Origin of the sequence: Ensifer sp. Root127, assembly GCF_001425225.1 — a bacterium.
GTDB classification, from domain to species: Bacteria; Pseudomonadota; Alphaproteobacteria; order Rhizobiales; family Rhizobiaceae; genus Ensifer; species Ensifer canadensis.
Genome location: NZ_LMDX01000003.1, coordinates 14,203 through 35,224, shown reverse-complemented (window position 1 = coordinate 35,224; position 21,022 = coordinate 14,203). Strand labels below are relative to the sequence as shown.

The 21,022-nt window shown below is 60.3% G+C and carries 25 protein-coding genes; 6 read left to right on the top strand and 19 right to left on the bottom strand.

Annotated features, from left to right (window positions below; genetic code table 11):
• Nucleotides 1-206 precede the first annotated feature (206 nt).
• Nucleotides 207-1,385, top strand: a complete 1,179-nt coding sequence (locus ASD03_RS07910) for an IS110 family transposase (RefSeq protein WP_057212655.1) — start codon at nucleotides 207-209, stop codon at nucleotides 1,383-1,385.
• Nucleotides 1,386-1,754: 369 nt separating this feature from the next.
• On the opposite strand, the gene ASD03_RS07905 is transcribed toward ASD03_RS07910, so the two are convergent.
• The 4 genes from ASD03_RS07905 to repA form a co-directional block, all read right to left on the bottom strand.
• Nucleotides 1,755-2,909, bottom strand: coding sequence for an RHE_PE00001 family protein (locus tag ASD03_RS07905; protein ID WP_025429638.1), 1,155 nt, complete (start codon nucleotides 2,907-2,909; stop codon nucleotides 1,755-1,757).
• Nucleotides 2,910-4,242: 1,333 nt separating this feature from the next.
• Nucleotides 4,243-5,550 (bottom strand): plasmid replication protein RepC, encoded by a 1,308-nt coding sequence (gene repC, locus ASD03_RS07895; protein ID WP_057212653.1) that lies wholly within the window; start codon nucleotides 5,548-5,550, stop codon nucleotides 4,243-4,245.
• Nucleotides 5,551-5,705: 155 nt separating this feature from the next.
• Entirely contained in the window at nucleotides 5,706-6,710 is a 1,005-nt protein-coding gene (repB, locus tag ASD03_RS07890) for a plasmid partitioning protein RepB (RefSeq protein ID WP_025429635.1), read from the bottom strand.
• A 3-nt stretch (nucleotides 6,711-6,713) separates the two neighbouring features.
• The gene (gene repA / locus ASD03_RS07885) at nucleotides 6,714-7,910 is read right to left on the bottom strand and encodes a plasmid partitioning protein RepA (RefSeq protein WP_025429634.1); all 1,197 of its coding nucleotides are present in this window, start codon (nucleotides 7,908-7,910) and stop codon (nucleotides 6,714-6,716) included.
• Between the two features lie 402 nt (nucleotides 7,911-8,312).
• Here repA and ASD03_RS07880 point away from each other — a divergent pair, with 402 nt between their 5' ends.
• Nucleotides 8,313-8,492, top strand: coding sequence for a hypothetical protein (locus tag ASD03_RS07880; RefSeq protein WP_025429633.1), 180 nt, complete (start codon nucleotides 8,313-8,315; stop codon nucleotides 8,490-8,492).
• 447 nt (nucleotides 8,493-8,939) lie between these two features.
• On the opposite strand, the gene ASD03_RS39655 is transcribed toward ASD03_RS07880, so the two are convergent.
• The gene (locus tag ASD03_RS39655; protein WP_057220388.1) at nucleotides 8,940-9,221 is read right to left on the bottom strand and encodes a hypothetical protein; all 282 of its coding nucleotides are present in this window, start codon (nucleotides 9,219-9,221) and stop codon (nucleotides 8,940-8,942) included.
• On the opposite strand from ASD03_RS39655, the gene hutC reads away from it, so the two are divergent.
• Nucleotides 9,111-9,839 (top strand): histidine utilization repressor, encoded by a 729-nt coding sequence (gene hutC / locus ASD03_RS07875; RefSeq protein ID WP_057206141.1) that lies wholly within the window; start codon nucleotides 9,111-9,113, stop codon nucleotides 9,837-9,839. The genes ASD03_RS39655 and hutC overlap by 111 nt on opposite strands.
• A 39-nt stretch (nucleotides 9,840-9,878) precedes the next feature.
• Here hutC and ASD03_RS07870 read toward each other — a convergent pair whose 3' ends face one another.
• Nucleotides 9,879-10,304 (bottom strand): low affinity iron permease family protein, encoded by a 426-nt coding sequence (locus ASD03_RS07870; RefSeq protein WP_057212650.1) that lies wholly within the window; start codon nucleotides 10,302-10,304, stop codon nucleotides 9,879-9,881.
• A gap of 117 nt (nucleotides 10,305-10,421) precedes the next feature.
• Between ASD03_RS07870 and ASD03_RS07865 the strand changes: the two genes are divergently transcribed.
• The gene (locus tag ASD03_RS07865; RefSeq protein WP_025429629.1) at nucleotides 10,422-11,063 is read left to right on the top strand and encodes a hypothetical protein; all 642 of its coding nucleotides are present in this window, start codon (nucleotides 10,422-10,424) and stop codon (nucleotides 11,061-11,063) included.
• A gap of 153 nt (nucleotides 11,064-11,216) precedes the next feature.
• Complete coding sequence (locus tag ASD03_RS07860) at nucleotides 11,217-11,855, top strand: alpha/beta family hydrolase (protein ID WP_025429628.1); 639 nt, start codon at nucleotides 11,217-11,219, stop codon at nucleotides 11,853-11,855.
• A gap of 45 nt (nucleotides 11,856-11,900) precedes the next feature.
• Here the strand turns inward: ASD03_RS07860 and ASD03_RS07855 are convergent, their stop codons facing one another.
• From ASD03_RS07855 to ASD03_RS07800, 12 genes are all read right to left on the bottom strand, one after another.
• A complete protein-coding gene (locus ASD03_RS07855; protein WP_244494186.1) occupies nucleotides 11,901-13,121 on the bottom strand; it encodes an adenylate/guanylate cyclase domain-containing protein in 1,221 nt (406 codons plus the stop codon).
• A 213-nt stretch (nucleotides 13,122-13,334) separates the two neighbouring features.
• Nucleotides 13,335-14,798, bottom strand: coding sequence for a HAMP domain-containing sensor histidine kinase (locus tag ASD03_RS07850; RefSeq protein ID WP_057212646.1), 1,464 nt, complete (start codon nucleotides 14,796-14,798; stop codon nucleotides 13,335-13,337).
• Entirely contained in the window at nucleotides 14,795-15,469 is a 675-nt protein-coding gene (locus ASD03_RS07845) for a response regulator transcription factor (RefSeq protein ID WP_057212644.1), read from the bottom strand. Before ASD03_RS07845 ends, ASD03_RS07850 begins: the two co-directional genes overlap by 4 nt.
• An 87-nt stretch (nucleotides 15,470-15,556) precedes the next feature.
• Nucleotides 15,557-15,940, bottom strand: a complete 384-nt coding sequence (locus tag ASD03_RS07840; protein ID WP_025429624.1) for a hypothetical protein — start codon at nucleotides 15,938-15,940, stop codon at nucleotides 15,557-15,559.
• A 101-nt stretch (nucleotides 15,941-16,041) separates the two neighbouring features.
• Complete coding sequence (locus tag ASD03_RS07835; protein ID WP_025429623.1) at nucleotides 16,042-16,347, bottom strand: hypothetical protein; 306 nt, start codon at nucleotides 16,345-16,347, stop codon at nucleotides 16,042-16,044.
• A gap of 425 nt (nucleotides 16,348-16,772) precedes the next feature.
• The gene (locus tag ASD03_RS07830) at nucleotides 16,773-16,961 is read right to left on the bottom strand and encodes a hypothetical protein (protein WP_057212641.1); all 189 of its coding nucleotides are present in this window, start codon (nucleotides 16,959-16,961) and stop codon (nucleotides 16,773-16,775) included.
• 83 nt (nucleotides 16,962-17,044) lie between these two features.
• A complete protein-coding gene (locus tag ASD03_RS07825; RefSeq protein ID WP_128090555.1) occupies nucleotides 17,045-17,263 on the bottom strand; it encodes a hypothetical protein in 219 nt (72 codons plus the stop codon).
• 173 nt (nucleotides 17,264-17,436) lie between these two features.
• Nucleotides 17,437-17,916, bottom strand: a complete 480-nt coding sequence (locus tag ASD03_RS07820; RefSeq protein WP_025429620.1) for a DUF1801 domain-containing protein — start codon at nucleotides 17,914-17,916, stop codon at nucleotides 17,437-17,439.
• Nucleotides 17,917-17,927: 11 nt separating this feature from the next.
• Complete coding sequence (locus ASD03_RS07815; RefSeq protein WP_025429619.1) at nucleotides 17,928-18,140, bottom strand: hypothetical protein; 213 nt, start codon at nucleotides 18,138-18,140, stop codon at nucleotides 17,928-17,930.
• 76 nt (nucleotides 18,141-18,216) lie between these two features.
• The gene (locus ASD03_RS07810) at nucleotides 18,217-18,627 is read right to left on the bottom strand and encodes an SRPBCC domain-containing protein (protein WP_025429618.1); all 411 of its coding nucleotides are present in this window, start codon (nucleotides 18,625-18,627) and stop codon (nucleotides 18,217-18,219) included.
• On the bottom strand, nucleotides 18,624-18,950 hold the full coding sequence (locus ASD03_RS07805) for a metalloregulator ArsR/SmtB family transcription factor (RefSeq protein ID WP_025429617.1): 327 nt from the start codon (nucleotides 18,948-18,950) through the stop codon (nucleotides 18,624-18,626). Before ASD03_RS07805 ends, ASD03_RS07810 begins: the two co-directional genes overlap by 4 nt.
• A 144-nt stretch (nucleotides 18,951-19,094) precedes the next feature.
• Complete coding sequence (locus ASD03_RS07800; RefSeq protein ID WP_025429616.1) at nucleotides 19,095-19,499, bottom strand: VOC family protein; 405 nt, start codon at nucleotides 19,497-19,499, stop codon at nucleotides 19,095-19,097.
• A 214-nt stretch (nucleotides 19,500-19,713) separates the two neighbouring features.
• On the opposite strand from ASD03_RS07800, the gene ASD03_RS07795 reads away from it, so the two are divergent.
• A complete protein-coding gene (locus tag ASD03_RS07795) occupies nucleotides 19,714-20,553 on the top strand; it encodes an APH(3'') family aminoglycoside O-phosphotransferase (protein WP_057212639.1) in 840 nt (279 codons plus the stop codon).
• Between the two features lie 129 nt (nucleotides 20,554-20,682).
• Here the strand turns inward: ASD03_RS07795 and ASD03_RS07790 are convergent, their stop codons facing one another.
• Nucleotides 20,683-20,943 carry a hypothetical protein gene (locus tag ASD03_RS07790; protein ID WP_063978395.1) on the bottom strand — a complete coding sequence of 87 codons (261 nt, stop codon included), beginning with the start codon at nucleotides 20,941-20,943 and terminating at the stop codon, nucleotides 20,683-20,685.
• Nucleotides 20,944-21,022 lie beyond the last annotated feature (79 nt).

The window sequence follows — 21,022 nt, the reverse complement described above, 5'->3', positions numbered from 1 at the left end:
GTGGTCTGGATCACCTGTAGGACTATGCCGAATAATCGGGCTGCGCTGCGATCTTTGCTGCCCGCCGTCGACCGTGGCACCGTCGTTCAAGGATCAAGAGCTGACGCCTGAGTTGACCTACAAAGATTCCATGGGGAGTGAATAGCGGCCGGCGCTCTGGCAGAGTGAGGCTGCAATAACGCACTCACCTCATAGGAGACGCCGTTATGGAAGCTGGAACTTCCCAACCGCATACGCCGACCGCTATCCGCACTGATCTTGCCGCAATTTTCGTGTCGTTGGAACTCTCTCGCTCAACCTGGCTGATCACATCGTTGTCGCCGGGAAACGGCGAGAAGATGTCGAAGCACTCTGTGGTTGGCGGCGATGTGACGGCATTGCTGGGTCGTTTTACTCAGCTCCAGGAGAAGGTGCGATCTCGTACGGGCAATCAGGTTCCGATCGTGAGCATTCAGGAAGCCGGGCTTGACGGCTTCTGGATCGATCGTGTGCTGAAGGCGAACGGGATAGAAAGTTACGTCGTCGATCCAGCCTCGATAGCAACCTCGCGCAGGCGCCGGCGAGCGAAGACGGACAAATTGGATGGTGAGGCGCTGGTCCGAGCGCTGTTGGCTTTCAAACGCGGAGAGCCGCGGGTGTGCGCCATGGTCAATGCGCCAAGCCCCGAGGAAGAAGATCGCCGTCGCCTTTGCCGGGAGCGCAAGGTTCTGATCGCCGAGCGCGTCAAACATGTCAATCGCATTAAAGGCCTGCTCTTCGGTCAGGGCATAAGTGGTTACGAGCCGCTGCGCAAGAACCGGCGCAAGCAACTGGACGAGCTTCACACGGGTGATGGCCGTCCTTTGCCGACCCACCTCAAAACTCAAATAAGCCGTGAACTTGATCGCCTTGAATTGTTGCTAGAGCAAATTACAGCGGTGGAAAACGAGCGCGATACGCTCCTGGCGGCGCAAAAGGACAGCGTGGCGGCAACGCTGATCCCAACTGGGGCGATGTTGTGCGAAGTCAAAGGCATTGGTCTGGAATTCGCGGCTGTTCTCTGGACCGAAGGGCTGTTTCGCCATTTTGACAACCGGCGACAGGTTGCTGCGTACGCGGGGCTGGCACCGACACCCTGGCAGAGTGGAACCATCGATCACGAGCAAGGCGTCTCGAAGGCGGGCAACCCGCGCCTGCGTACCACGATGATCCAACTGTCGTGGTTGTGGTTGCGCCATCAGCCGCAATCAGCGTTGAGCCAGTGGTTTACGGCCCGCGTGCAATCCAGCGGTGGGCGCGCGAAGAAGAGCGCGATCGTGGCGCTGGCACGCAAATTGTTGGTTGCTCTATGGAAATATGTGATCGCCGGCGTCGTCATCGAGGGCGCGGTGTTAAAGACGGCCTGACAATGCACACAAGCCACATTCTCTAATCTTCCAGGAGCGATCAATCCTGGCGGATCCAGGGGGACGAACCGATCCGCGACATGGCTTCAAACGCCGCTACTAAGAATGGTCTCGTCCTCCTGAGCCTTTGCCGCAACGCAAGCGGAATGATGGTGCAGCCGCTCGGCGCGGCGACCGAATGTGAGTTTGAACCGGCGATGGAAACAGGCCCGTTCACGCGAACAGGCTCAGCCTTGGATGCCGAAAGAGCGACCGAAGGAAACATGCGATGGACCTTTAAAAGTTCTTGACCCGAAGTTCCCCATGTGAGCCGCGGTGAGCCGAACATCCGGTCAAGACCGTTTGCCGCCCGTGCAACTGCGCAACCGGTTACAATATCCCCCAACCGCGGTAACGCCCCCTGCCGGTCATTTCCTTGGCCCCAAGTTCGCGGACAAGATTGAGCGCGCCCCGCTGGGTGACGCCGACATGACGCGCCACCAGCCCGGCGGAAACGATCGGCCGAGACAGCAGAAGCTCGATCAGGCCTGGCAGGCTGCTATTTGAGCGACGGTCGCGCACGCGCATTTCCATCTGGGTCTTGGCGAGAAACAGTCGATCCAACTCCTTGAGGCCAAGTTCGCCGGTGAGGACTAGAGCCTCCAGAAACGCCCTCAGCCGAACCTCCTGATCTCTTGCACGACGCCGTTCGTGGCGAATTGTCTTCAGGCCCGTATGGAAGCTGATGAGATGCGACGTCACTTTACCACGCGCGCGCAGGTAGGCGCCAACGAGCAACCCTCCCAGCCAATGCTGCCTGCGAAGCGGCTCGATCTGCTCCCAGGCATCGAAGAGCATCGCCGCGCCAAGGCAGGCCGGCATTCGGTCCGCAGCCGCAATCAGGGATCGCCACGCCTCGAGCCGCGCGCCCTCGTCCCATTCGTCATCGAAAAGCAGCCCCAACTGTCCCTTGGGCTCTGAGGCGGACGGGCGCTCTGTCCCCCCAAATCCGCTGTCACCGACTTCATCCGCCTGTTCATCGAGCAGACGTTGCGATCGCGCGATCGCAGCATCGATCTCCGCGAACTCGAGGGAAAGCGGATTGTCGTCGTCATCGCCGTCAGCGATGACATTATCGTCATCCGCCGTCCCCGGCGGAACGCCTCGGTCCATCTCGATCGACGGTGTCTCGCCGCCGACTTGTTCGCCGCGAAGGACCGCCAGACCGGCGGACGATAGCGCCCAATCAGGGTCGGACAACCAGATCCTCCGGCGCGCACGCAAGACTGCATGCGCGATCGTCAACTCGTGTGTCGGCGCACGGGCATCCATATGCGCATCATGCAGCACCAGATCCTCGACATGGACCAACTCGCCGGCAACCCAGAGGGCACCGGCCGCATCGAAGAACTGACCACGCTCGCGAAAGCCTTCGGCGACGGGATGGCGGCCGGCACGCTCATCCAGCCGCGCCAACCGATCTTCAGCTTCGATCGTTGCGGAAAACAGCGTCTGCAGCACTAATTCCGGGATTTGGTATCGCATTACAATCACACGCTATTTCTGGCAAACGGAAGGAAAACGGACAGTTTTCTTCCGACACACATGACATGCCGTTTTAGCGGATACCGGGATGTTTGTCGTCGGGTTTCTGCGTTGACCAGTACGGAAGGCTAGAATGGCCTTCTTAGCGCTTCAAATGAGCGCAAACCGGATTCGAATCGACGAATTCGACCATCACATTGTACGCTCTTGAGGGCCATTCGCAACGCAGGAAGGCCAGCATTGCCAACATAGCAGCATTTCCTTTCCATTCGGCTAACGTCTCGAAAGACGGTCGTGAAGGGATTTTGGTCATCGAAGTCGACAGGTCAGGCCGGACAGGATTGCGGACGGATAGCGGTTCGAGCTGGGGATGCCAGACGAACGCCTGCGTGTTGACAGCTGTCAACACGCGTCTATGCGACAGGTGGCCCCTGCCCTTCTCTGGGCCGAAAAGGCATTGCGCAACCTATCACGCAGGCGCTTTCTCGCTCTGGCGAAACTAACTCGCCTTAGCATCGCGATGGGCATGGCGCCCACGCAGCAGCTTGCGTTCGTTCATGCTGCCGAATGTGTAGGAGCGATACTTTCCGACAAAACGGCCCGTCACGCGTTGACAGCTGTCAACATCGGCCCCGCCAGAGGGTAACAACAAACTCAGGCCAGCGACCAATCACATCTATCGACGGTTTATAAGGCAACCCTCCGGCATGTCCGGAGCCTCAATGCATTAGAACTTTGCCGGATCGCGTTTCGCCCCGTCACACCCCGAGCGCGTGGGGAAAATCACCCAATGCAATGCCTGACAGAATAATGCTCGTCTGAAGGTGCGGTTGGGCAGCTTCATGCCTGCACGGCCTCAGGACGCGGTTGAGGTTGTGACCGCTTGCGGGTGTAGACACCTTGCAGCCTCAGCGTTTGTGCCATCTTTCTGCCGGGGAGGACAGGAGCCGGTGGGGCAGACCTTGATCAGAAGTCCGCGAACTGGACGACCCTCTCGTCGATAGAGGTTAAGTGTACGGATCTGCAGCGGGCTGGTGGTTGTGGTATTTTCCATTCGAATGGCCTGACGTGAAACCGTTGACAGCTGTCAACTCACCAAGGGACCGATCTAACGTTGCCCGTCGCAAGCCGGTACTCAGCGCCGCGCACGCTGCAATTTGGCAGGGATCGGGATCAGCTGCTGCGAGGTGTTGGACCCGGCAAACTCGATCTCAACATCCTGCACAGGTCGGCCACCAGTCCGCCTCATTGGACATTGATTGCCGAATGAGGCGCACAACTAGCCGCAGTTGACAGCTGTCAACGTCCGTCGAAACAGCCGCGTTGTTCTAGCTCAGCTGGCTAGCGCCATACTGCCGGGATTGGCACGCAACAACGCCATGACCATCGGCCCAACCACGAACTCCTGTCGCATAGATCGCCGCGTCAGGTCCCGCAGGTAACCACCGGCAGACGCGATGTGCGGCGAGCGCTGCAGGATACATGCGAGCACCGTCGCGGCCGCTTCTGGGCCAAGCACCCGGCACGCTTCATCATGCGCTCCCTGACTGACATTGAGCATGGAACGGACCACAGCGGCAGCTATCATCAGATCACGCCAGGACTGCACCTCCCCGCCAGGACCATAGTCGACGATATCAGGGCAGGCTTTCAGCACGGTTGATAGCGGGAAGGTTTGCGGAGGTCGATGCGTTTTACCCCGGGTTACCTCCGGTGTTTCGGTCTGGGAGGCCGCGTCTGTTGCAATTGCCGTCCGATTGCTTGCCTGCACAACGGCCATGCTGTCGGACGTTTGGCGTGAGTTCGAAAACGTCACAGCTTCACTTCCAAAGCCCGGTTCAGATTCAGTAGAAGAGTCTGGATGTGAACTCTGTATGTGGCAGCCATTTTGGCTATCATTGGTGTCCGAATTTTCAAGATTTACCAGTTTTTCCAATTGGTTGAGCACTTCCGCGCGCAACGCGTCCAGTTGCTTGAGAACAGGCTCGATTTCAGCGAGGCCAGGTTTCCGCGGAAGGGTGTCGACGGCGAGAAGATAACGGCTTTGAAGGTCGTCCCAGTTGGAAGTTTGGTCGGTTTCGCGCAACACGTCTATGAGCTTGGTCAGATCGCGACGGCAAAGGCTGAGACGCTCACGGGCAAGCTGCGCCTCCTGTCGGGCCAGAGCGACTGCGGCTGCGGCCGTTTGCAATTCATGGGCGCGTGCAAGCAGCGGTGACAGATCGAACCCGAAGGCGTCGCCGATGGCGCCCTTTGTATCTCTACGGGCGTAACGCTTGCCATTTGGGCTATCCTTGCGAAGGATAAGGCCGGCCTCCACCAATGTTGCCAGGTGGCGACGCAGTGTGGTGCCTGCCATGCCATGGGTGCGCAGGGCCAATTGGTTGTTTGATGGAAACACCACCAACCCCTTGCCTGACGTCAGCTCGACCTTAGGGTAGAAGCTGAGCAGCGCATTGAGTACGGCCAAAGCACGGTCGGACACGCCGACGACAGCCTTGGCTTCACAGACGGTCCGAAACAGTTTCCATTTATCGATCGGCTGCTGCGAATCGATTTCGCTCGCGATGACTTGGCTTGCGAACATGCCAAGCGTCATCGCGCGCCGCCCAAAGGGCGTCGTCACATTTCCACGCTCCATCTCTCTTCACCTTTTCAAAGGCAAAAGAAGTCCGTTCGCCGAAACGACGTTAAAAACGCTTGACAGTGATTCGCGGAAATGGGATTCTCTAGTTGCTACACGAGAGAAGGGTTTCCGCTGCGCTAGTCGTTCGGAAGCCTTTTTCTTTTGCTCTGTTAGTCTCCTGTTTCCTCTTGATATTCGAGGTACAGAGATTTGAGCCTCTGCCTCACGAAATCTGCAAAACCGGGCGCGACCTTCTTGTTGAAGGAAAGCGTCGTTTCGCTGTTTGTTTCTCGAATGCGCACCGGGCGCGTATCATCTGGCGCCACCCAAGGAACTGCCTGGCTCCGGGCCTTCACAGTGCTCAGGAAGGAAAACAGCGTCTCAAACCGTTGATCGCTCTCCCTTGCCAGGAATTCAGTGCGCCCTAAGAACGCGTTGGTCTTGATGAGCGCATCGTCGTTCTCAACAAGCTCTGCAAGCTCCGCCCAGCGCCGCCGTCCGATGGCCGGCGCGGCACCGATTGCCTCGATCACATCGATGGGTAGCCGGCGCACGATCGCAATCATCTTCGACAGGGCCGCCTTGTCGACGCCAAGCGATGACATGATGACGTCACGCGAGAATTCGCGGTCTTCGAGACGGGTGGCGAACAGCGACCGCTCGATGAAGGACAAGTCCGTCCGAGCGTTGTTTTCCTGCCCTTGCGAAATCACCAGCTGTTCGTCGCTGAGGTCGCGGACGACAGCTCTGACCTTGCTGCCAAGCTCACGCGTGGCGGCAAGACGACGATGGCCGTAAGCGACCTGATAACGCCCGTCCTCGTTGGGATGCGGGCGCACGAGGATCGGCACCTGTTGTCCGTGATCCCGGATCTGTTCGAGCAGCGAGCGTTCGACATCGGCCGCGACGCCGAGGCGATCGACGACGAAGGAAACGTCAACCAGATCCGGGTCGAGCTCTATCACCGCCAGGCCTTCTGCAAGCTGGCGTTCAAGTTCTTGAGCTCGCTCCACCTTCTGCGTGATGTTCGACAGAGACCGGGTGATGCCGCCGATCGGGCCGTGTGGTCGCTGGCCGGGATCGAGGCCGATGATCGGCCGTCCGGCCAGCGGACGATTATCCTCGCCATCTGCAGCATGACTGTCTGAAACACCGATCAGGTTCTTGCGGGCCATGGGTTACTTCCTTCCCCACACCTTGCGCAGGAGGTCCTCGATCTCGCCATTGACGAGCGTCAGGGAATCCATCGCGCGGTCATAGGTGCCGCGGACAAACTGCGAGCGTTCCACCTCATATAGCGTTTGCTTGGTCACGCCGGCGTCGGAAACGGCCGTCGATTTGACCATGGCGTTGTGCAGCATGCGATTGCCGAAGATGGAGCGCATGAAACCGGTCATCTGGCTTTGCGGACCGTCATTGGGTTCAAACCGGGTGACGAGGTAGCGCATCCAGTCATAGCTGGTCCGGCCGCCGGCGTTCTCGACGACGCGCATCAATTCGCTGGTCATCGAGAGAAACTGGGACATGGACATGACATCGAGCATCTGCGGGTGCACGGTGATCAGCACCGATGTCGCCGCGCACAGCGCCGACATGGTGAGAAAGCCAAGCTGCGGCGGGCAATCGATGATGACGATGTCGTAAAAGCTCTCGATATCGGCCAGCACGTCGCCGATACGCGCAAAGAACATGGTTTCCGCCGAACCGCTGGTCATGGCCTTCGGCGTTTCGTGCTCGAATTCCATCAGTTCGAGGTTGCCGGGGATCAAATGCAGATTGGGCAAATGGGTGGAACGGACAATCTCTGCGATCGGGCGAGGGTTCTCATAGCGAATGGCGCCATAGATCGTTTCCGCCTCGCCAACGTCCAGTTCCGGCTGGTGACCGAACAGGGCCGAAAGTGAAGCCTGCGGATCAAGATCGATCGCCAGCGTGCGGTAACCGCGAAGTGCGAGGTATTGCGCAAGATGCGCCGAGGTCGTCGTCTTCGCCGATCCGCCCTTGAAGTTCATGACCGAGATGACCTGCAGCCGCTCGTCGCCGCGGCGATGCGGAATGTATTTTCCCGACTTGCCACCTTCGTCGAGAACACGTCGAATGCGCTCGATATCCGAGATCGCATACATGCGGCGTCCATTCGGTAACGGCTCGGGCCCATGGCCCTCCGAGGCGATCTGGCGCAGGTAGCCTTCGGCGATCCCGATAAAGGCGGCCGCCTCGGCCGGACTGAAAAGTCGCAACGTCTTTTGCGCTTGCGGCGGGAAGATTTTCTTCTGATGCTGCTGGAGTTGGTGCGCAAGTTCCATGGCATCGGCAGCCAGGAGCGTTGGCAAATGCTCCTGTACATCGAGGCCGTGGATTTTCTGCTGCAACATCGAGTTCTCCAAAAACTGCGCAAATATTGTCATATCGAGGCAATATGCGCAGATGCACTATGATCCGATTCGGCCTGAATGTACAAATGGATAGCCGAATGGCCGTGTTGCCGGCTCAAGCAACGGAGGGCGCGCAATGGCGCCAGTTGTCCGCGGACAACTCGTGCGACGGCCGACCAGGTTGTTAACATGTCGGCCCGATTCCAACCAGCAACTACAGCTCCCCGCGAACGGCGCGCGCACCTGTTTTGCAGCCGAGGGGGAGAAGAACGCTGCCTTGATGCTCCATCGCAAACTGTGGCTATTAAAATATGGATTTAGTCGACTATTGACAGCGAGTTGAATTGTGGCAAGATCGTGGTGCGATGACGATGATGTCAGGTGGACTGGAAGGGATGCAGCATGTTCTATCTCGGCGGGATGACACTTGGTTACCTCGAGCCGCCAGCGCCGAAGGCCGTCGTGCAGTCGGTAAAGCCGCGCATTGAATTGACGCCACACGAACCGGCTGACGATCGTGAGCGCGAGCGCGATCAGGAATGGGCCCGCGCCTTCCTGACGCCCTGGCATCTGTTTTATTGATACGACCCTGGTTGCCCAAAATGTGCGGTGGCCAATGCAGCCGTCGCACAGGGTCCGGCCCGAACGCCGCTTTGCCGCTGGACCTCTTTTGATTGCGTCTCCTCGTTGCGAAACAGGGAGCTTATGACGCGCCCAAAATGATTGGCCGTCAACGTTGACAGCTGTCAACCGCCCGCGCTCTTCCTGTCCAAGAAGCGATATCGAGCCAACTCGGCGGCAACGGCTGAACGCTCGGCTTCGAACAATGCCGAACACGAAAATAAAGCCATAAATTACAATAAGTTAGTATGGTGGAGGCCGGCGCCGGAATGGGCGAGCCGCGGGGCAGTTATCGCCCAGCTTGGGGTGGACGCCGCCGAAGTGAGGCTGATCTCGGCAAGCGTCATTGGTGCTGCCGTTAGCTGTGTCGCGAGGATTTGCGTCCGCGGTTGGAAGTGCGTGCGCCGCTTACATAAGCTGCAGCCACCCGTCGCGTAACCCGACGGCCGAGGAAGCTTTGGCGAAAAAGCGGGAAAGGGCGAGGGGAGGGCTGTCGCGGCGCCGGGAAATGTTTAAGCTTGCCGGCAACAGCAAACCATTGAGGGTGCCGACATTCCGAGCGATCAGCCAGCCGACGAAGTGGGCAACCAGCCCCAGTCGCTTTCGTTGCACCAGAGAATCCTCGGGGATGTGGAAGGTTACATTCTTTCCGGCGCGTGGCCACCTGGACATCGCATCCCGTTCGAGCATGAATTGACCGAGCAATATGGCTGTTCGCGCATGACCGTGAACAAGGCGCTGACCGAACTGGTCAAACGCGGACTGATCGAGCGGCGGCGCAAGTCGGGGAGCTACGTCACTTTCCCGCATGTGCAGTCGGCGGTGATGGAAATCCACGATGTCAAGCTGGAGGTTCAGTCCCTTGGACTGGATTACAGTTTTCACCTGGATGAACGCAGCATCCGCAAGGCCGAGGGCAGCGATGCCGGTCGGCTCGACCTGCCGCCGTCTGCAAGACTGCTCGAAGTGAGTTGCCGGCATTTCGCCGGCGGTCGCCCCTTCTGTTTCGAGGAGCGGCTTATCAGCCTGGCGGCTGTTCCCGAAGCCGAGACAGAGCTTTTCGAGACGTCAGCGCCCGGTTCCTGGCTGCTCGGAAAGGTACCGTGGAGTACGGCCGAACATCGCATCCGGGCCGTGGCGGCAGGACGCAACGCGGCGCAGGCGCTCGACATTTCGACAGGCGCCGCTTGTCTCGTCATCGAGCGGCGCACCTGGAGCGGTCGCGCCCCGGTCACCCATGTGCGATTGACTTATCCGGGTGATCGACATGAATTGGTGGCGCAATTTGCGCCGAGCCCGCTCGGTTAGATCGAGCGCCGCACGGTTGCCGCGACACGACGCGCTGTCTCACGCCGCTGGGTCGGCTCGCCGTTTGCGTTTCTTGCCGACGGCATTTGAAATTTTCTGGTGAAGCGCGTGATCGTGCGCATCTCGCGCATGCTGCTTCAGGAGTTCCGTCAGTCGTTCCAGCTCATGTTCCTCAAGTCTCTCGATCCCGATATATTCGTTTTCGGCCGAGCTGGTCAGGATCAGTTCGTCGAGTTTGGCCTGAAGGGCGGCGCTGTCGCGGTTCTGAGAGTTCTGAAGGACGAAGACCATCAGGAATGTAATGATCGTCGTCGCCGTGTTCACCACCAATTGCCAGGTCTCGGAAAAATCGAAGATCGGACCTGTGGCCGCCCACAGGAGAACGGCACCGACTGCGAATGCGAATGTGCCTGGCTTGCCGGACTGTTTCGAAACGGCATTGGCAAATCGGGAAAAGGCATCGATCTTGCCGGACGTCTGAGCACCTGAACGGCTTTCAACTGTTCTTTAACAGGCAAGTCACGAAGAAAGTTCCGTTCAGTGTCACAGCGGCCAGAATAGCAAGACGGGAATGATCTGCGGATGAAGGAACATGAAAAACCGTGGGAGCCGCTGTTGCCCGAAGACATCGCGGTACTCTTCGCGCCCGCACCCTTTCCCTGGTGGATCGCTGGTGGGTATGCGATCGAGCATTTCGTCGGTCGCCCTTTTCGCAGTCACGGCGACATCGATATCCTCGTGCTGCAGAGAGACAGCGCGCACGTTCGTTCCTTTCTTCGGCAATGGGATTGCTGGGCTGCGGATCCGCCGGGGCATTTGCGCCGGTGGAGCGAAACGGAAAGCCTGCCGAAAACGGTAAACGATGTCTGGTGCCGTGGCGAGCGGCAAGGGCCATGGCGCTTTCAACTGATGTTCGACCACAGTAATGGGGAAAGCTGGCGTTCGCGCCGAAATCCTCTGGTGACCCGGCCGATCAGCGCGATGGCGGCTGGCGGGGATCCACCGTTCCTCGCTGTTGAGGTCCAGTTGTTCTACAAGGCAAAAACGCCCCGACAAAAAGACGAGTTCGATTTCGGGGCCTGCCTACCGCTATTGAGTGCGTTGCAGCGCGACTGGTTGCGGCAATCGATCGTGACTGCTTATGGTACGCTGCACCCCTGGCTCACGGCGCTCGACATGCTACAGCGCCGCGCGTCTTATTTAGACGCGCAAAGGTTGCTGTAGCACTTTGAATTGCTGCATGTTTCCTTAAATCGGATACGATTTAAGGAAACATGCAGTAGAAAACACGTTGACCCACGAGCCACGTCGACCAAAAGACGCTGGCGCAGCATAAAAGTCAGCATTTCATTGGCGGATACGCCGGATGGTGTCGAGATGGAAAAGACGATGTTGTTTGATGGGCCAGAGAATGCGCCGGTGACCATCTTGCTGGCGCATGGTGCCGGCGCGCCGATGGATTCGGCTTCGATGACCGCATCGGCCAAAGCGCTGGCTGCCGAAGGCTTTCGTGTGGCCCGGTTCGAATTCGACTACATGGCGGGGCGTCGATCAGGCGGCCGCAAACCGCCACCGCGCGCCGAAACGCTCAATCCGGAGTTCAGGGCCGCCGTGGCGTCTCTTGGTGCGGTCGGCCCGTTGCTAATCGGCGGCAAATCGATGGGTGGGCGTGTCGCCAGCATGATTGCTGACGAGCTCTATGCCGAAGGCAAAATCATCGGCCTGCTTTGCCTCGGCTATCCGTTCCATCCTCCAGCAAAGCCCGATCAGCTGCGCACCAAACACCTCGGGGAGTTGAAGACGCCGACGCTGATCTGCCAGGGCACGCGCGACGAATTCGGCACGCGCGAGGAGGTCCCCGGATACCCCCTGTCCGGTGCAATAGAAATCCTTTGGCTCGAAGATGGCGACCACGATCTCAAACCACGCAAGACGATCTCCGGCTATTCCGCTGCAGATCATCTGAAAACGATGGCGCAGACCGTCGCGCGTTGGGTCGGCGAGCGGTTGCCTTAAACGGTCGCGCCCGCCCGATTAGCAAAAACCAAGACTCTGCACCGATCATTCCGCCGCCTGAGCGGTGCCGGACGAAAATGCGAAGACGTCAATCGGATCGTCGAGGCCCTTCACGGGAAAGGCGCCCAAATGCTCCATGTCGCGCGTGCGTCCCGCCAATTCGACGAAGGCGCGTGACAGCAGCACCGGGCGCTTCGCCTGCTTTGTCAGGTTCTCTAGGCGCGAAGCGATATTGACGGCCGGTCCGATCACTGTGAAGTCGAGCCGCCGGCGAGAGCCGATGTTGCCGTACATCACATCGCCGACGTTGACCCCGATGCCGTAGCCGAGGGCCTCGCGCCCCCTTGCCAGATTTTCCTGGTTCAGGGTGGCGATCGCGACCTCCGCCTCACCGATTGCCTGCAGCAGGTTTTCGCAGGCCCGCGGATTGCTGAGCGGGAAGATCGCCAGCAGGCCATCGCCCATGAATTTGAGGATCTCGCCACCATGCCGCTCGATCGGCTCGGACATGGCATCGAAGTAACCGTTGAGCAACTCGATCACATCATCGCGCGGCCAGAGGTCGGATAGTTTGGTGAAGTCGCGAAGGTCGCAGATCAGGATCGCGGCGCTGACGGTCACGCCGCTCCCCCGTGTCGTCGCACCGGCAAGGATCTGCTCGCTTGCATGCGGCCCGACATAGGTTTCGAGCAGCGTTCGCGCCATCCGGTTCTTCAGCCGGATTTCGCTGACAAGGGCCAGAACCGGCAACAGACTGGTGAGAACCTCGAGATGAACAGTCTCGAAGCCGCCCTTGCGATCACTGGCGAAGGTCACCACGTGGCGCTTGCCGAGCGTGTGTTCCAGCGGCAAGGCGACGTAGTCGGTGAAGCCGTCGGCACGGAGTTCTTCATAGAGCGAGTTCGGCACCTCATCGTCGGTTGCCGCCTCGAGGTTCTTGCGAACCTGGCTGGCGCCGTTGTTGACGGCATAGAGCGGGCTGTTGAGATACTGCGTCGTGTCTTCGACACCATAATCGAACATGCGGATATCCGCCTCCGTCAGGCCCTTGCGCCAAAGGATGCGGGCGCCGAGCCACTGCGGGTGATGGATCCGGAAATGCAGGGTGGCCCGCGCGAGCGGAACGCCGGCCTGGACCAGTCGTTCGCACAGATCCACGAAAATATTGTCGATGAAGCGCTGGTCACGGGTCTCCATGATCAGCCAGTCGAGAATTCCCTTGCTGTCGATGGGACGGGCGCCGCTGTCGTGCAGCGGTCCGGCCATTGCCTCGGATGAAGTCTGCATCGCAATTCTCCACTCTGTTCTGACGGCCTTGCTGCTCTCGAAGCGGAAGCTCCGGAGAACGCTGACCTCGAAACGCCGAGACATATGTGGACCATCGGCCGACCGTTGATAAGGGCTAAGGCGAAAAGTGATCTGAAAAGTTGCAAAGCCGTTGACGCCTTGTTCGACCGACCGACTGCCGCCCGGTGCTGTTCAGGCGGAGGTGGTCGAAAGCGCCGCGAGGTGATGCCCGTCGACCACCGGCAATTGCAGCCTGATCCGCGCGCCGGACCACGAACCGTAGAGGATATCGATACGACCGCCATGCAGCCGGGCGATTTCGCGGGCCAGATTGAGCCCGAGGCCAGCGCCGCTCGAACGCGGGCGCAGGCGGTAGAAGGGTTCGAAGACACGGTCTCGCTCGTCCTCAGGAATACCGGGACCCTCGTCATGGACCTCGATCCCGCCGCGGGCGTCGACCAGTACGGTGATCGTTCCGCGATTGGCGCTATGCTCGACGGCGTTGCGCAGGAGATTGGCGACCGCCTGCTCGATTTGCTGAACATGAATGCTGACCGGCACTGGCCGCGTCGCATTCGTCTCGAAGGCCAGTTCGTAGCCGGCCTCGAAGGCGAGCGGCGCGAAGTCGGCGGCCAACGTTTTGGCGAGCGCCACAAGGTCGACGACCTCGCGGGTGCCGCTGCCGTGCTCAAGCACCTGGCGTTCCAGAAGCTGTTGGGCCAGATGCGACAGCCGCTCGATATCTTTCCTTAGCCGCGCACTCTGCGGATCTTCCTGCAGCAATTCGGCGCGGGTGCGAAGGATGGCGATCGGCGTGCGCAATTCATGGGCCGCGTCTGTCAGGAACCGATTGCGTTGGTCGTAACCCTCGTCCAGACGAGAAAGCGCGTTGTTGAAGGCATGCACCATCGGCGCGATTTCCGTCGGCACCTGGGCGGTTTCGAGCTGCACCGCGCGATTGTCGATATCGATCCGCCCGGCCTGATCGGCTGTCGCAACGAGACCGGCAAGCGAGCGGCGCACAACGGCCGGCGTGGTGACCAACGTGGCGACGCCCATCACCAGGATGATCGGCAGCAGCAGGCAAAGGATAAGCAGCGCCAGGACCGGCAGCACGCGAAGCCAGTCCGGATTGCCATTGGCATCCTTTGCCATCTCGGCGTTCACGTTGATCTCGACTTCGAGCCCATCGTTCTCGTCGCGCGACGAGATCGAGGAGGCAAGGATCTGCACTCGGCCGACATCGGTGTCGACATTGGCAAGGGCGGCTTCCGGTCGAAGGTCGCCCTGATCGAACCGCAGCGTCGCGCGGCCGATATTCTTCAACAGCTCTCCACCAGCCGCTTCATAGGCGGCCGGAATGCTGCCTTGCTCGACCACATGCCCGTCGGCATCGCGGATGATGAACCAGAGATTGGGGAAGTCTTCCCGGAACGCACGAAGCTCCTCGGTGTCGCGCACAATGAGGCCGCCGCTCTTGTCGTGCGCCACCGCCTCGGACAGGTGCTTGATGGCCGCCTCGTTGTCGATGATCAGCCGAGGCTGGGCGATCGTCAGGATCGCAGCCAGCAGGGCGATGAAGGCGACGAACGTTGCCGCCTGCAGCAGGATCAGGCGGCGCACCAGGACCCATTGAAGCGAGCGAGGTTTTCTCATGCCGTTGCGCGCAGGAGATAGCCGAGGTTGCGGATTGCCCTGATCTCGACGCCGGCCGCGACCTCTTCGAGCTTTCGTCTCAGCCGCGAAAGGTGGGAATCGAGCGCGTTGGAATCGATCTCGTCTTCCATGGCATAGACGGAATCTTCCAGCGTTGCGCGCAGGACCGTGCGGCCCGGGCGGCGCATCAGCGCCTCCAACGCCAGCCTTTCCCGCCGCAGAAGGTCGAGCGGCTTGTCGTCGACGACCGCTTCGCGATGGCGGAAATCATAGGTCAGGCGGCCAACCATGATCTGGTCGGACTTGAGCGTGACGGGACGGCGACCAAGTGCACGAAGGCGCGCCATCAGTTCCTCGACCGCAAACGGTTTGGCGAGATAGTCGTCGGCACCGCCATCGAGACCGGCGACGCGGTCGTTGATGGCGCCGAGCGCCGTCAACATCATGATCGGCGCTTCGACGCGCAGCGCGCGCAGCTTCGGAATGAGGCTGAGGCCCTCGCCGTCAGGAAGGCGGCGATCGAGTACGATTACGTCGTAGGACCAGAGCTCGACCACGGCCTCGGCGTCGGCGAGCGTCGAAACATGATCGACGATCACCTGCCGACGCTCGAGCGCGGCCTTCAGGGCCGACGCCATTTCGGGCTCGTCCTCTAGCAGCAGGATGCGCATGCCGATCTCTCCTGAATGCGGTTCCGAAAGCGCCGGAGCCGCGGTGTCGAATGCATCATTTCTCAAATCGGGGGCGAGTTGAAGCGCTCACTCGCATTCGAGCTTCGGTTGACGGAAGTTCGTCACATACCAGCGGCCGCCCTGCTGTCGGGCGTAGAATGTATAGAAGCACTCCTGCTCCTCGACATAGCCCGGCGTTACGGTCTCTTCATAGCGCTGGCCGCGCCGCGTGTCGCGAATCTCACCGCTCGTCGAGCCGGAAACGACGTTGGTGGAGATCTTGCGCCATTGGTAGGCGCGCTGATCCCATCCGAGGTCAAGAACGGCGGTCGGCGGTCCGTAGTCGATGACGACCGATTCCACCGGCTGGCCGATATAGTTCTTCATCACGGTGGAGGCGCAGCCGGTCAGAATGAGGGCTGCGGTGATAGCGATGGCGGCGAAGGTGCCGCGCGCTTTGCAAAAGGGCATGTTCGATCCCGGGTTCGAATTGTCTACCCCGGAGCTAATCTGCCAAGATTACATAGACATTGCGGTCCTATTCGATAGCTTCCCCGACACTTCGACCGGTGTCAGGCGGCGCGGTCTGCAGAAGCGACGACGTCGTCGCCGATACTGGCATAGACCAGCCCCGGTTGAACGATCCATTCGCCCTTGCGCAGCGACTGTACGTCCGGACCTCCGGCAGCGTTGCGCGCGGCGACGCCGACGAACTGGTATCGAAGCCCGCCGCCGTCGGTCGCTATTTCGCGGATTGGCCGTCCGGCGAGGTATCCGACGACCTGCCCTTCGAAACGCACATTCGCCAGAATGAAATACTCGGTGGGCAATCTCCGGCTCTGTTTTGGCGCAAGCCTGAATGCGTTTCTCATCTTCATCGTCTGATACTCGTCATAGGATCTGTCGTTTGCTCCTTGAGGCATCGCTGCTGGCCGTGACGCCGCAAAGGAAAGGGGGCCGGCGTCTCAAGCCACCCGAAAGCGGCGCAAGCATGGCAGTGGCGTTCGAGCGCTGCCTCGGCCGATATTTCATTGGCGCACCGACTGATCACGCGTCGGGGCGCGGCAACACTTAGCCCAAGCGTGCATAGAAAATCGCTTGGGAAGAGGGAGTTTGGGAATAAGGAAACCGTAAAGCGCGGTGCTGCATACCATCCGTGTCAACGGGCCAAGTGGCCTCGTGGCCTTGGCGCGCGACGTTGACGGGACGCCATCAGGGCTGTTTGCGGCGCTGGTGTCGCCGCACATGTCTTTGCGCGACATGATACGGCCGGCATCGCTCAACAGATTCGATCGGACGTGCATTAGGATTGCTGGACGCAGAAGATCGCGAAGTTGAGAATGAACAGCACAAGAAGGCTCGCGAGAAAGCTTCCGAGGGAGACGAGCGCCCTTTCGCCGGCGGCTTTGCCACGGTGCTTTTGGGAGAAGATCGTGATGATCGCAACGCCCAGGGATATGCCGGCGACAACCGGCATGGACATCAGCTGCATCGTGAATCCTGTTTGGCGGTGCGGAACCTATCGGGCGCGCGCGGTGATCTTGAACGGACCGCCGTGGATGGGACCTACGGAATTCATCCGTTCACCGGCCGGCCGGTGGTCCGACCGCGGATACGCAGAGCGCCTTCGAGTGCATCCTTGACCTGCATCGCGCGGCGAAGCCCCGGAGACTGGGTCTCGCCCGCGGCCTCGATCGCGTTCTGTGCGTGGGAGATGGCGATACTGATTTCGGCATCGCTGACCGAACGGTCGAGCGCCAGCGCCTGGGCGGCTGCCTCATTTTCCATTGACATCATGTCACTCCATTCAATCACCCAGCATCGGGTGAGGAGCGTGTACTTAGGTGAAGCTGTGCGCGTCCCCAAGTGCATCGGGCGGCCCGATTCAAGCTATGCTTAATGAACCTTTAACGCGCGCGGTGAACTGCCGAAGATCGGCGGAGTCGGGCCACGCAGCCTCATGGCCGTCACATGCGTTCGCCGGGCAGTTGGCTGGCTTGCCCTACCCAGTCGGTGAACTGCTCTTCATCGAGTTGGTCGTCTTCGCGAATGTCGAGGTAGCGAACCTCCTTGTGCTTCGACTGGCCGGGCGGCATCGGATTGAGAGACGAGCCGCGGAAGAACGCCACCTTGACGTACTTCGTGAAGACATGGATGCCGAGGAACCAGCCCTCACCCTCAATGCCATAGAGCGGAGAGTTCCATTTGACGGCCTTGTAGACGCCGGGGACTGTGCGTTCGATCAGCGCGTCGAGGCGCCGGCCGACATCGCTCTTCCAGCCCGGCATCGCGGTGATATAGGCCTGGACGGGGGCGTCGCCATAGCCCTTGGCGATCTGCGGGTTGCCACCGGACAGCAGGGGCACGTCGCCGGCCTGAGCCGGTGCCGCGGCGCGTGGTTTGTCTGCCTTTGCCGCCGCCGGCTTCTTGGATGTCTTGCTGGCCATCGCGCTTTCTCCTATCCGGCGGTGCGTCGCCCGCTAAGGTAAGGCAGCACGAACATGTAGAGACCGGTGGGCACGAGAATGGCGAGTGGGAACAGGGGTAGGAAATAGACCCATTCGGCGGGCTGCTTGCCTACGCCCAAGGCGATGAAGATGGCGGCGACCACCACTGCGAAGACAAGCGACGTCCAGCGGTGAATTTGACGAATCCAGTTGTTCCAGTTCATTGGCACCTCCTCACAATACCAGCCGCAACGGATCGGGCGATCCGCGTGGCGCGAACTCAAAGAATAGGGTTGGTCTTCAGTCCATCCGGCCCAGGACCGCCTCGAGCGCCGAAAGGAATCTCGGCCATCCGGCCGTTGCACCCTGATAGTACGGCTGCTGATCTGGCCGGAAACCGGACTGCTCCATGCGCAGCCGGGTACCGGCGCCCGTCGGGGTGAGCGTCCAGGTCACGAGGCTCTTCAGATCCTTGGTGTCCCAGCTATAGGATAGCGATTTGTTGGGTTCGACCGCCTGCACCTGACAGTCGACGGCGCCCCAGTCGGCAGTCAGATTGAAGCGGTGCCCACGGTCTGGCTTGAAATTGTTCTTCATCAGCCACTCCTCGATCAGGTGAGGCTGGGTGAGCGCGCGCCAGATCTTCTCCGCCGGATAGGGTACCTCCCGTTCGACGATGACGGTGAGCGTTTCGGTTGATGTTTCGGTCATTGGTCCATCCTTTTGAGCAAGTCTTCGAGGTCGTCGAAGCGGTTGTGCCAGAACCCGGCCATCTGGTTTGCCCAGCCGATCAACGGGTCAAGCGCGCCGTGCTGCGCGCTATAGTGGGTCAGGCGGCCTTCGTGCCGATCTTGCACCAGGCCGGCGCGCTTCAGGATCCCGAGATGTTTGGAAACGGCCGGCTGCGATATCCCGGCGTGCGCCGTAAGTGCCCCGACCGTCTGGTCGCCGTCGCGGCACAGCCGCTCAAAGAGCGCCCGTCGCGTCGGATCGGCAAGGGTTTTGAACAGGATCTCGTGCGGCTGTGGCGTCACAATTCAATAACTCGTTGGCTATGGATTGGATCAATAACCGCCGAGCTATGGGTAGTCAAGCCCGGTTCTGACGTCGTCGACGTTAGGTACAGCGGCAAACCTTGCGGAAGTCCGCGGCGTTGGAACCCTTCGTGCTCGAGGGCCTCAGGGCCTGCCATCCGTAAACTGCACAAGATCCCAAAGGTTGCCGTAGAGATCCTTGAAGACCGCGACGGTCCCGTAGGGTGCATCCTTGGGTTCCCTGACGAATTCGACGCCGCGTGCCACCAGATCGGCGTAGTCGCGCACAAAGTCATCGGTCCGCAGGAAGAGAAAGACGCGGCCACCCGCCTGGTCGCCGATATAGTTTTCCTGGTGGGGACTGGAAGCGCGGGCGAGTAGCAAGGAGGTGCTGCCGTCGCCGACCGGTTTGACGACGACCCAGCGCTTGTCCTGTTCCGGTTGATAGCTGTCCTCGACCAAGGCGAACTTCAGCTTGTTCACATAGAAATCGATCGCTTCGTCATAGTCTCGAACAACAATAGCGATGAGTGCGAGCGTCTGGTTCATTTTACCCTCTGTCCTGTGCTGGAAGTGCGCGGCGTTGCCGGCGTCAGTTTGATCGAGCATCGGCCAGCGTTCTGTGGAAAGCCACCATCGGTGATCGGCGCGGCCGGGCATGAGGCAGCAGACGGCGTCTAATCTGTCGGATCTACGATGTTGCAATCTTTGCTGGCGGTACCCAGCTAACACAAGCACTTTTGAGGTCGCGGGAGTCTTCGCATTGAGTTTGTCACATGAATTTTTCGGGCGTTCGCCCTTCGAATGGGTGCCGGTCGTCACGGGAGAGTCCGGAGATTTCGTCTATCAGCGCAGCGACGGACGAGCCTATGCCAAGGTCGCGACGGCGGCCCGGTCGGCCGAGCTTTCCGGAGAGCGCGATCGGCTCCTGTGGCTGCAGGGCAAAGGCATCCTGACGCCTGAAGTGACTGATTGGCACATTGCCGACGAAGGTGCCTGCCTGATCATTTCTGCAATCGAAGGCATCCCGGCAGTGGATCTTTCGGCTGCCGACCTACTCGAGGCCTGGCCGTCCATGGCCTGGCAACTCGGCTCTCTCCACGCGCTCGATGTCGGCCAATGCCCATTCGACCGCGGTCTGGCGCCCATGTTCGCGCGCGCCGTGGACGTGGTGGCCCGGGATGCCGTGAACGCCGATTTTCTTGCGGTCGATGATCAGGAGACACCCGCCCACGACCTTTTGGCGCGCGTGGAGCGCGAACTTGCGGTTCGCCTCGAGCAGGAAACGGGTGACAGGGTCGTCTGTCACGGTGATCCGTGCATGCCGAACTTCATGATCGACCCTCGAACCCTTCGCTGCAGCGGCATGATCGATCTCGGTCGTCTCGGAACGGCGGACCGCTACGCCGATCTGGCGCTGATGACAGCCAACGCCCGTGAAAGCTGGACGAGTCCGGATCAGGAGCAGCGGGCTTTTGCCATCCTGTTTGATACATTGGGAATTGTAGCACCCGATCGTGCGCGTCTCGATTTCTACCTGCGTCTCGATCCACTGACGTGGGGCTTGATGGCGCCACCCGTCGATGGGCCGGTTCCAGCGTGAGCCTGATGGCTCGGCTATGATGTCTACGTCGCGTCCGCGCGGCAGGTCACGGGCACGACTTGCATCGTGCCCGTGTTGCGCTATGGCGACAACCGTCTTGCCCGCTGGGCTTGGCGGTTGCCTTCCACCTCAGTTGATCAGAACCGACGGGGCCCACCGAGGTGATCCCCACGCAGCGATCCAGGGATCGTCGGGCGGTTCGCCGATTTCGGGAAGCCCGATATCGCGGCGCATCCGGTTGGAGAGGCCGGTTGTCTGGTTGACCAGTCGATGATGCCGCCAGGCTGCCCTGACGAGGCCGCCTGTTGTTCTCCAGATGCCAAATGTACGGCACAGTTCGTCGAGGGCTGCCGGCAGAGTGCCGGCGGCCGGAAATGATGTTTCACGCATGTGTTCATCCCGATGCTGCGACGCGATCGGGTCCTCTAAACGTTGATTTGGGCTTGGACGCGAATGGTCTCGCGGTGGG

Coding starts and splice junctions, on each gene's coding strand:
- ASD03_RS07910 (WP_057212655.1), top strand. CDS start 207: ATGGAAGCTGGAACTTCCCAACCGCATACGCCGACCGCTATCCGCACT.
- ASD03_RS07905 (WP_025429638.1), bottom strand. CDS start 2,909: ATGCGATACCAAATCCCGGAATTAGTGCTGCAGACGCTGTTTTCCGCA.
- repC (WP_057212653.1), bottom strand. CDS start 5,550: ATGGAGCGTGGAAATGTGACGACGCCCTTTGGGCGGCGCGCGATGACG.
- repB (WP_025429635.1), bottom strand. CDS start 6,710: ATGGCCCGCAAGAACCTGATCGGTGTTTCAGACAGTCATGCTGCAGAT.
- repA (WP_025429634.1), bottom strand. CDS start 7,910: ATGTTGCAGCAGAAAATCCACGGCCTCGATGTACAGGAGCATTTGCCA.
- ASD03_RS07880 (WP_025429633.1), top strand. CDS start 8,313: ATGTTCTATCTCGGCGGGATGACACTTGGTTACCTCGAGCCGCCAGCG.
- ASD03_RS39655 (WP_057220388.1), bottom strand. CDS start 9,221: ATGCTCGAACGGGATGCGATGTCCAGGTGGCCACGCGCCGGAAAGAAT.
- ASD03_RS07865 (WP_025429629.1), top strand. CDS start 10,422: ATGAAGGAACATGAAAAACCGTGGGAGCCGCTGTTGCCCGAAGACATC.
- ASD03_RS07860 (WP_025429628.1), top strand. CDS start 11,217: ATGGAAAAGACGATGTTGTTTGATGGGCCAGAGAATGCGCCGGTGACC.
- ASD03_RS07855 (WP_244494186.1), bottom strand. CDS start 13,121: ATGGCCGGACCGCTGCACGACAGCGGCGCCCGTCCCATCGACAGCAAG.
- ASD03_RS07850 (WP_057212646.1), bottom strand. CDS start 14,798: ATGAGAAAACCTCGCTCGCTTCAATGGGTCCTGGTGCGCCGCCTGATC.
- ASD03_RS07845 (WP_057212644.1), bottom strand. CDS start 15,469: ATGCGCATCCTGCTGCTAGAGGACGAGCCCGAAATGGCGTCGGCCCTG.
- ASD03_RS07840 (WP_025429624.1), bottom strand. CDS start 15,940: ATGCCCTTTTGCAAAGCGCGCGGCACCTTCGCCGCCATCGCTATCACC.
- ASD03_RS07835 (WP_025429623.1), bottom strand. CDS start 16,347: ATGAAGATGAGAAACGCATTCAGGCTTGCGCCAAAACAGAGCCGGAGA.
- ASD03_RS07830 (WP_057212641.1), bottom strand. CDS start 16,961: ATGCAGCTGATGTCCATGCCGGTTGTCGCCGGCATATCCCTGGGCGTT.
- ASD03_RS07825 (WP_128090555.1), bottom strand. CDS start 17,263: ATGTCAATGGAAAATGAGGCAGCCGCCCAGGCGCTGGCGCTCGACCGT.
- ASD03_RS07820 (WP_025429620.1), bottom strand. CDS start 17,916: ATGGCCAGCAAGACATCCAAGAAGCCGGCGGCGGCAAAGGCAGACAAA.
- ASD03_RS07815 (WP_025429619.1), bottom strand. CDS start 18,140: ATGAACTGGAACAACTGGATTCGTCAAATTCACCGCTGGACGTCGCTT.
- ASD03_RS07810 (WP_025429618.1), bottom strand. CDS start 18,627: ATGACCGAAACATCAACCGAAACGCTCACCGTCATCGTCGAACGGGAG.
- ASD03_RS07800 (WP_025429616.1), bottom strand. CDS start 19,499: ATGAACCAGACGCTCGCACTCATCGCTATTGTTGTTCGAGACTATGAC.
- ASD03_RS07790 (WP_063978395.1), bottom strand. CDS start 20,943: ATGCGTGAAACATCATTTCCGGCCGCCGGCACTCTGCCGGCAGCCCTC.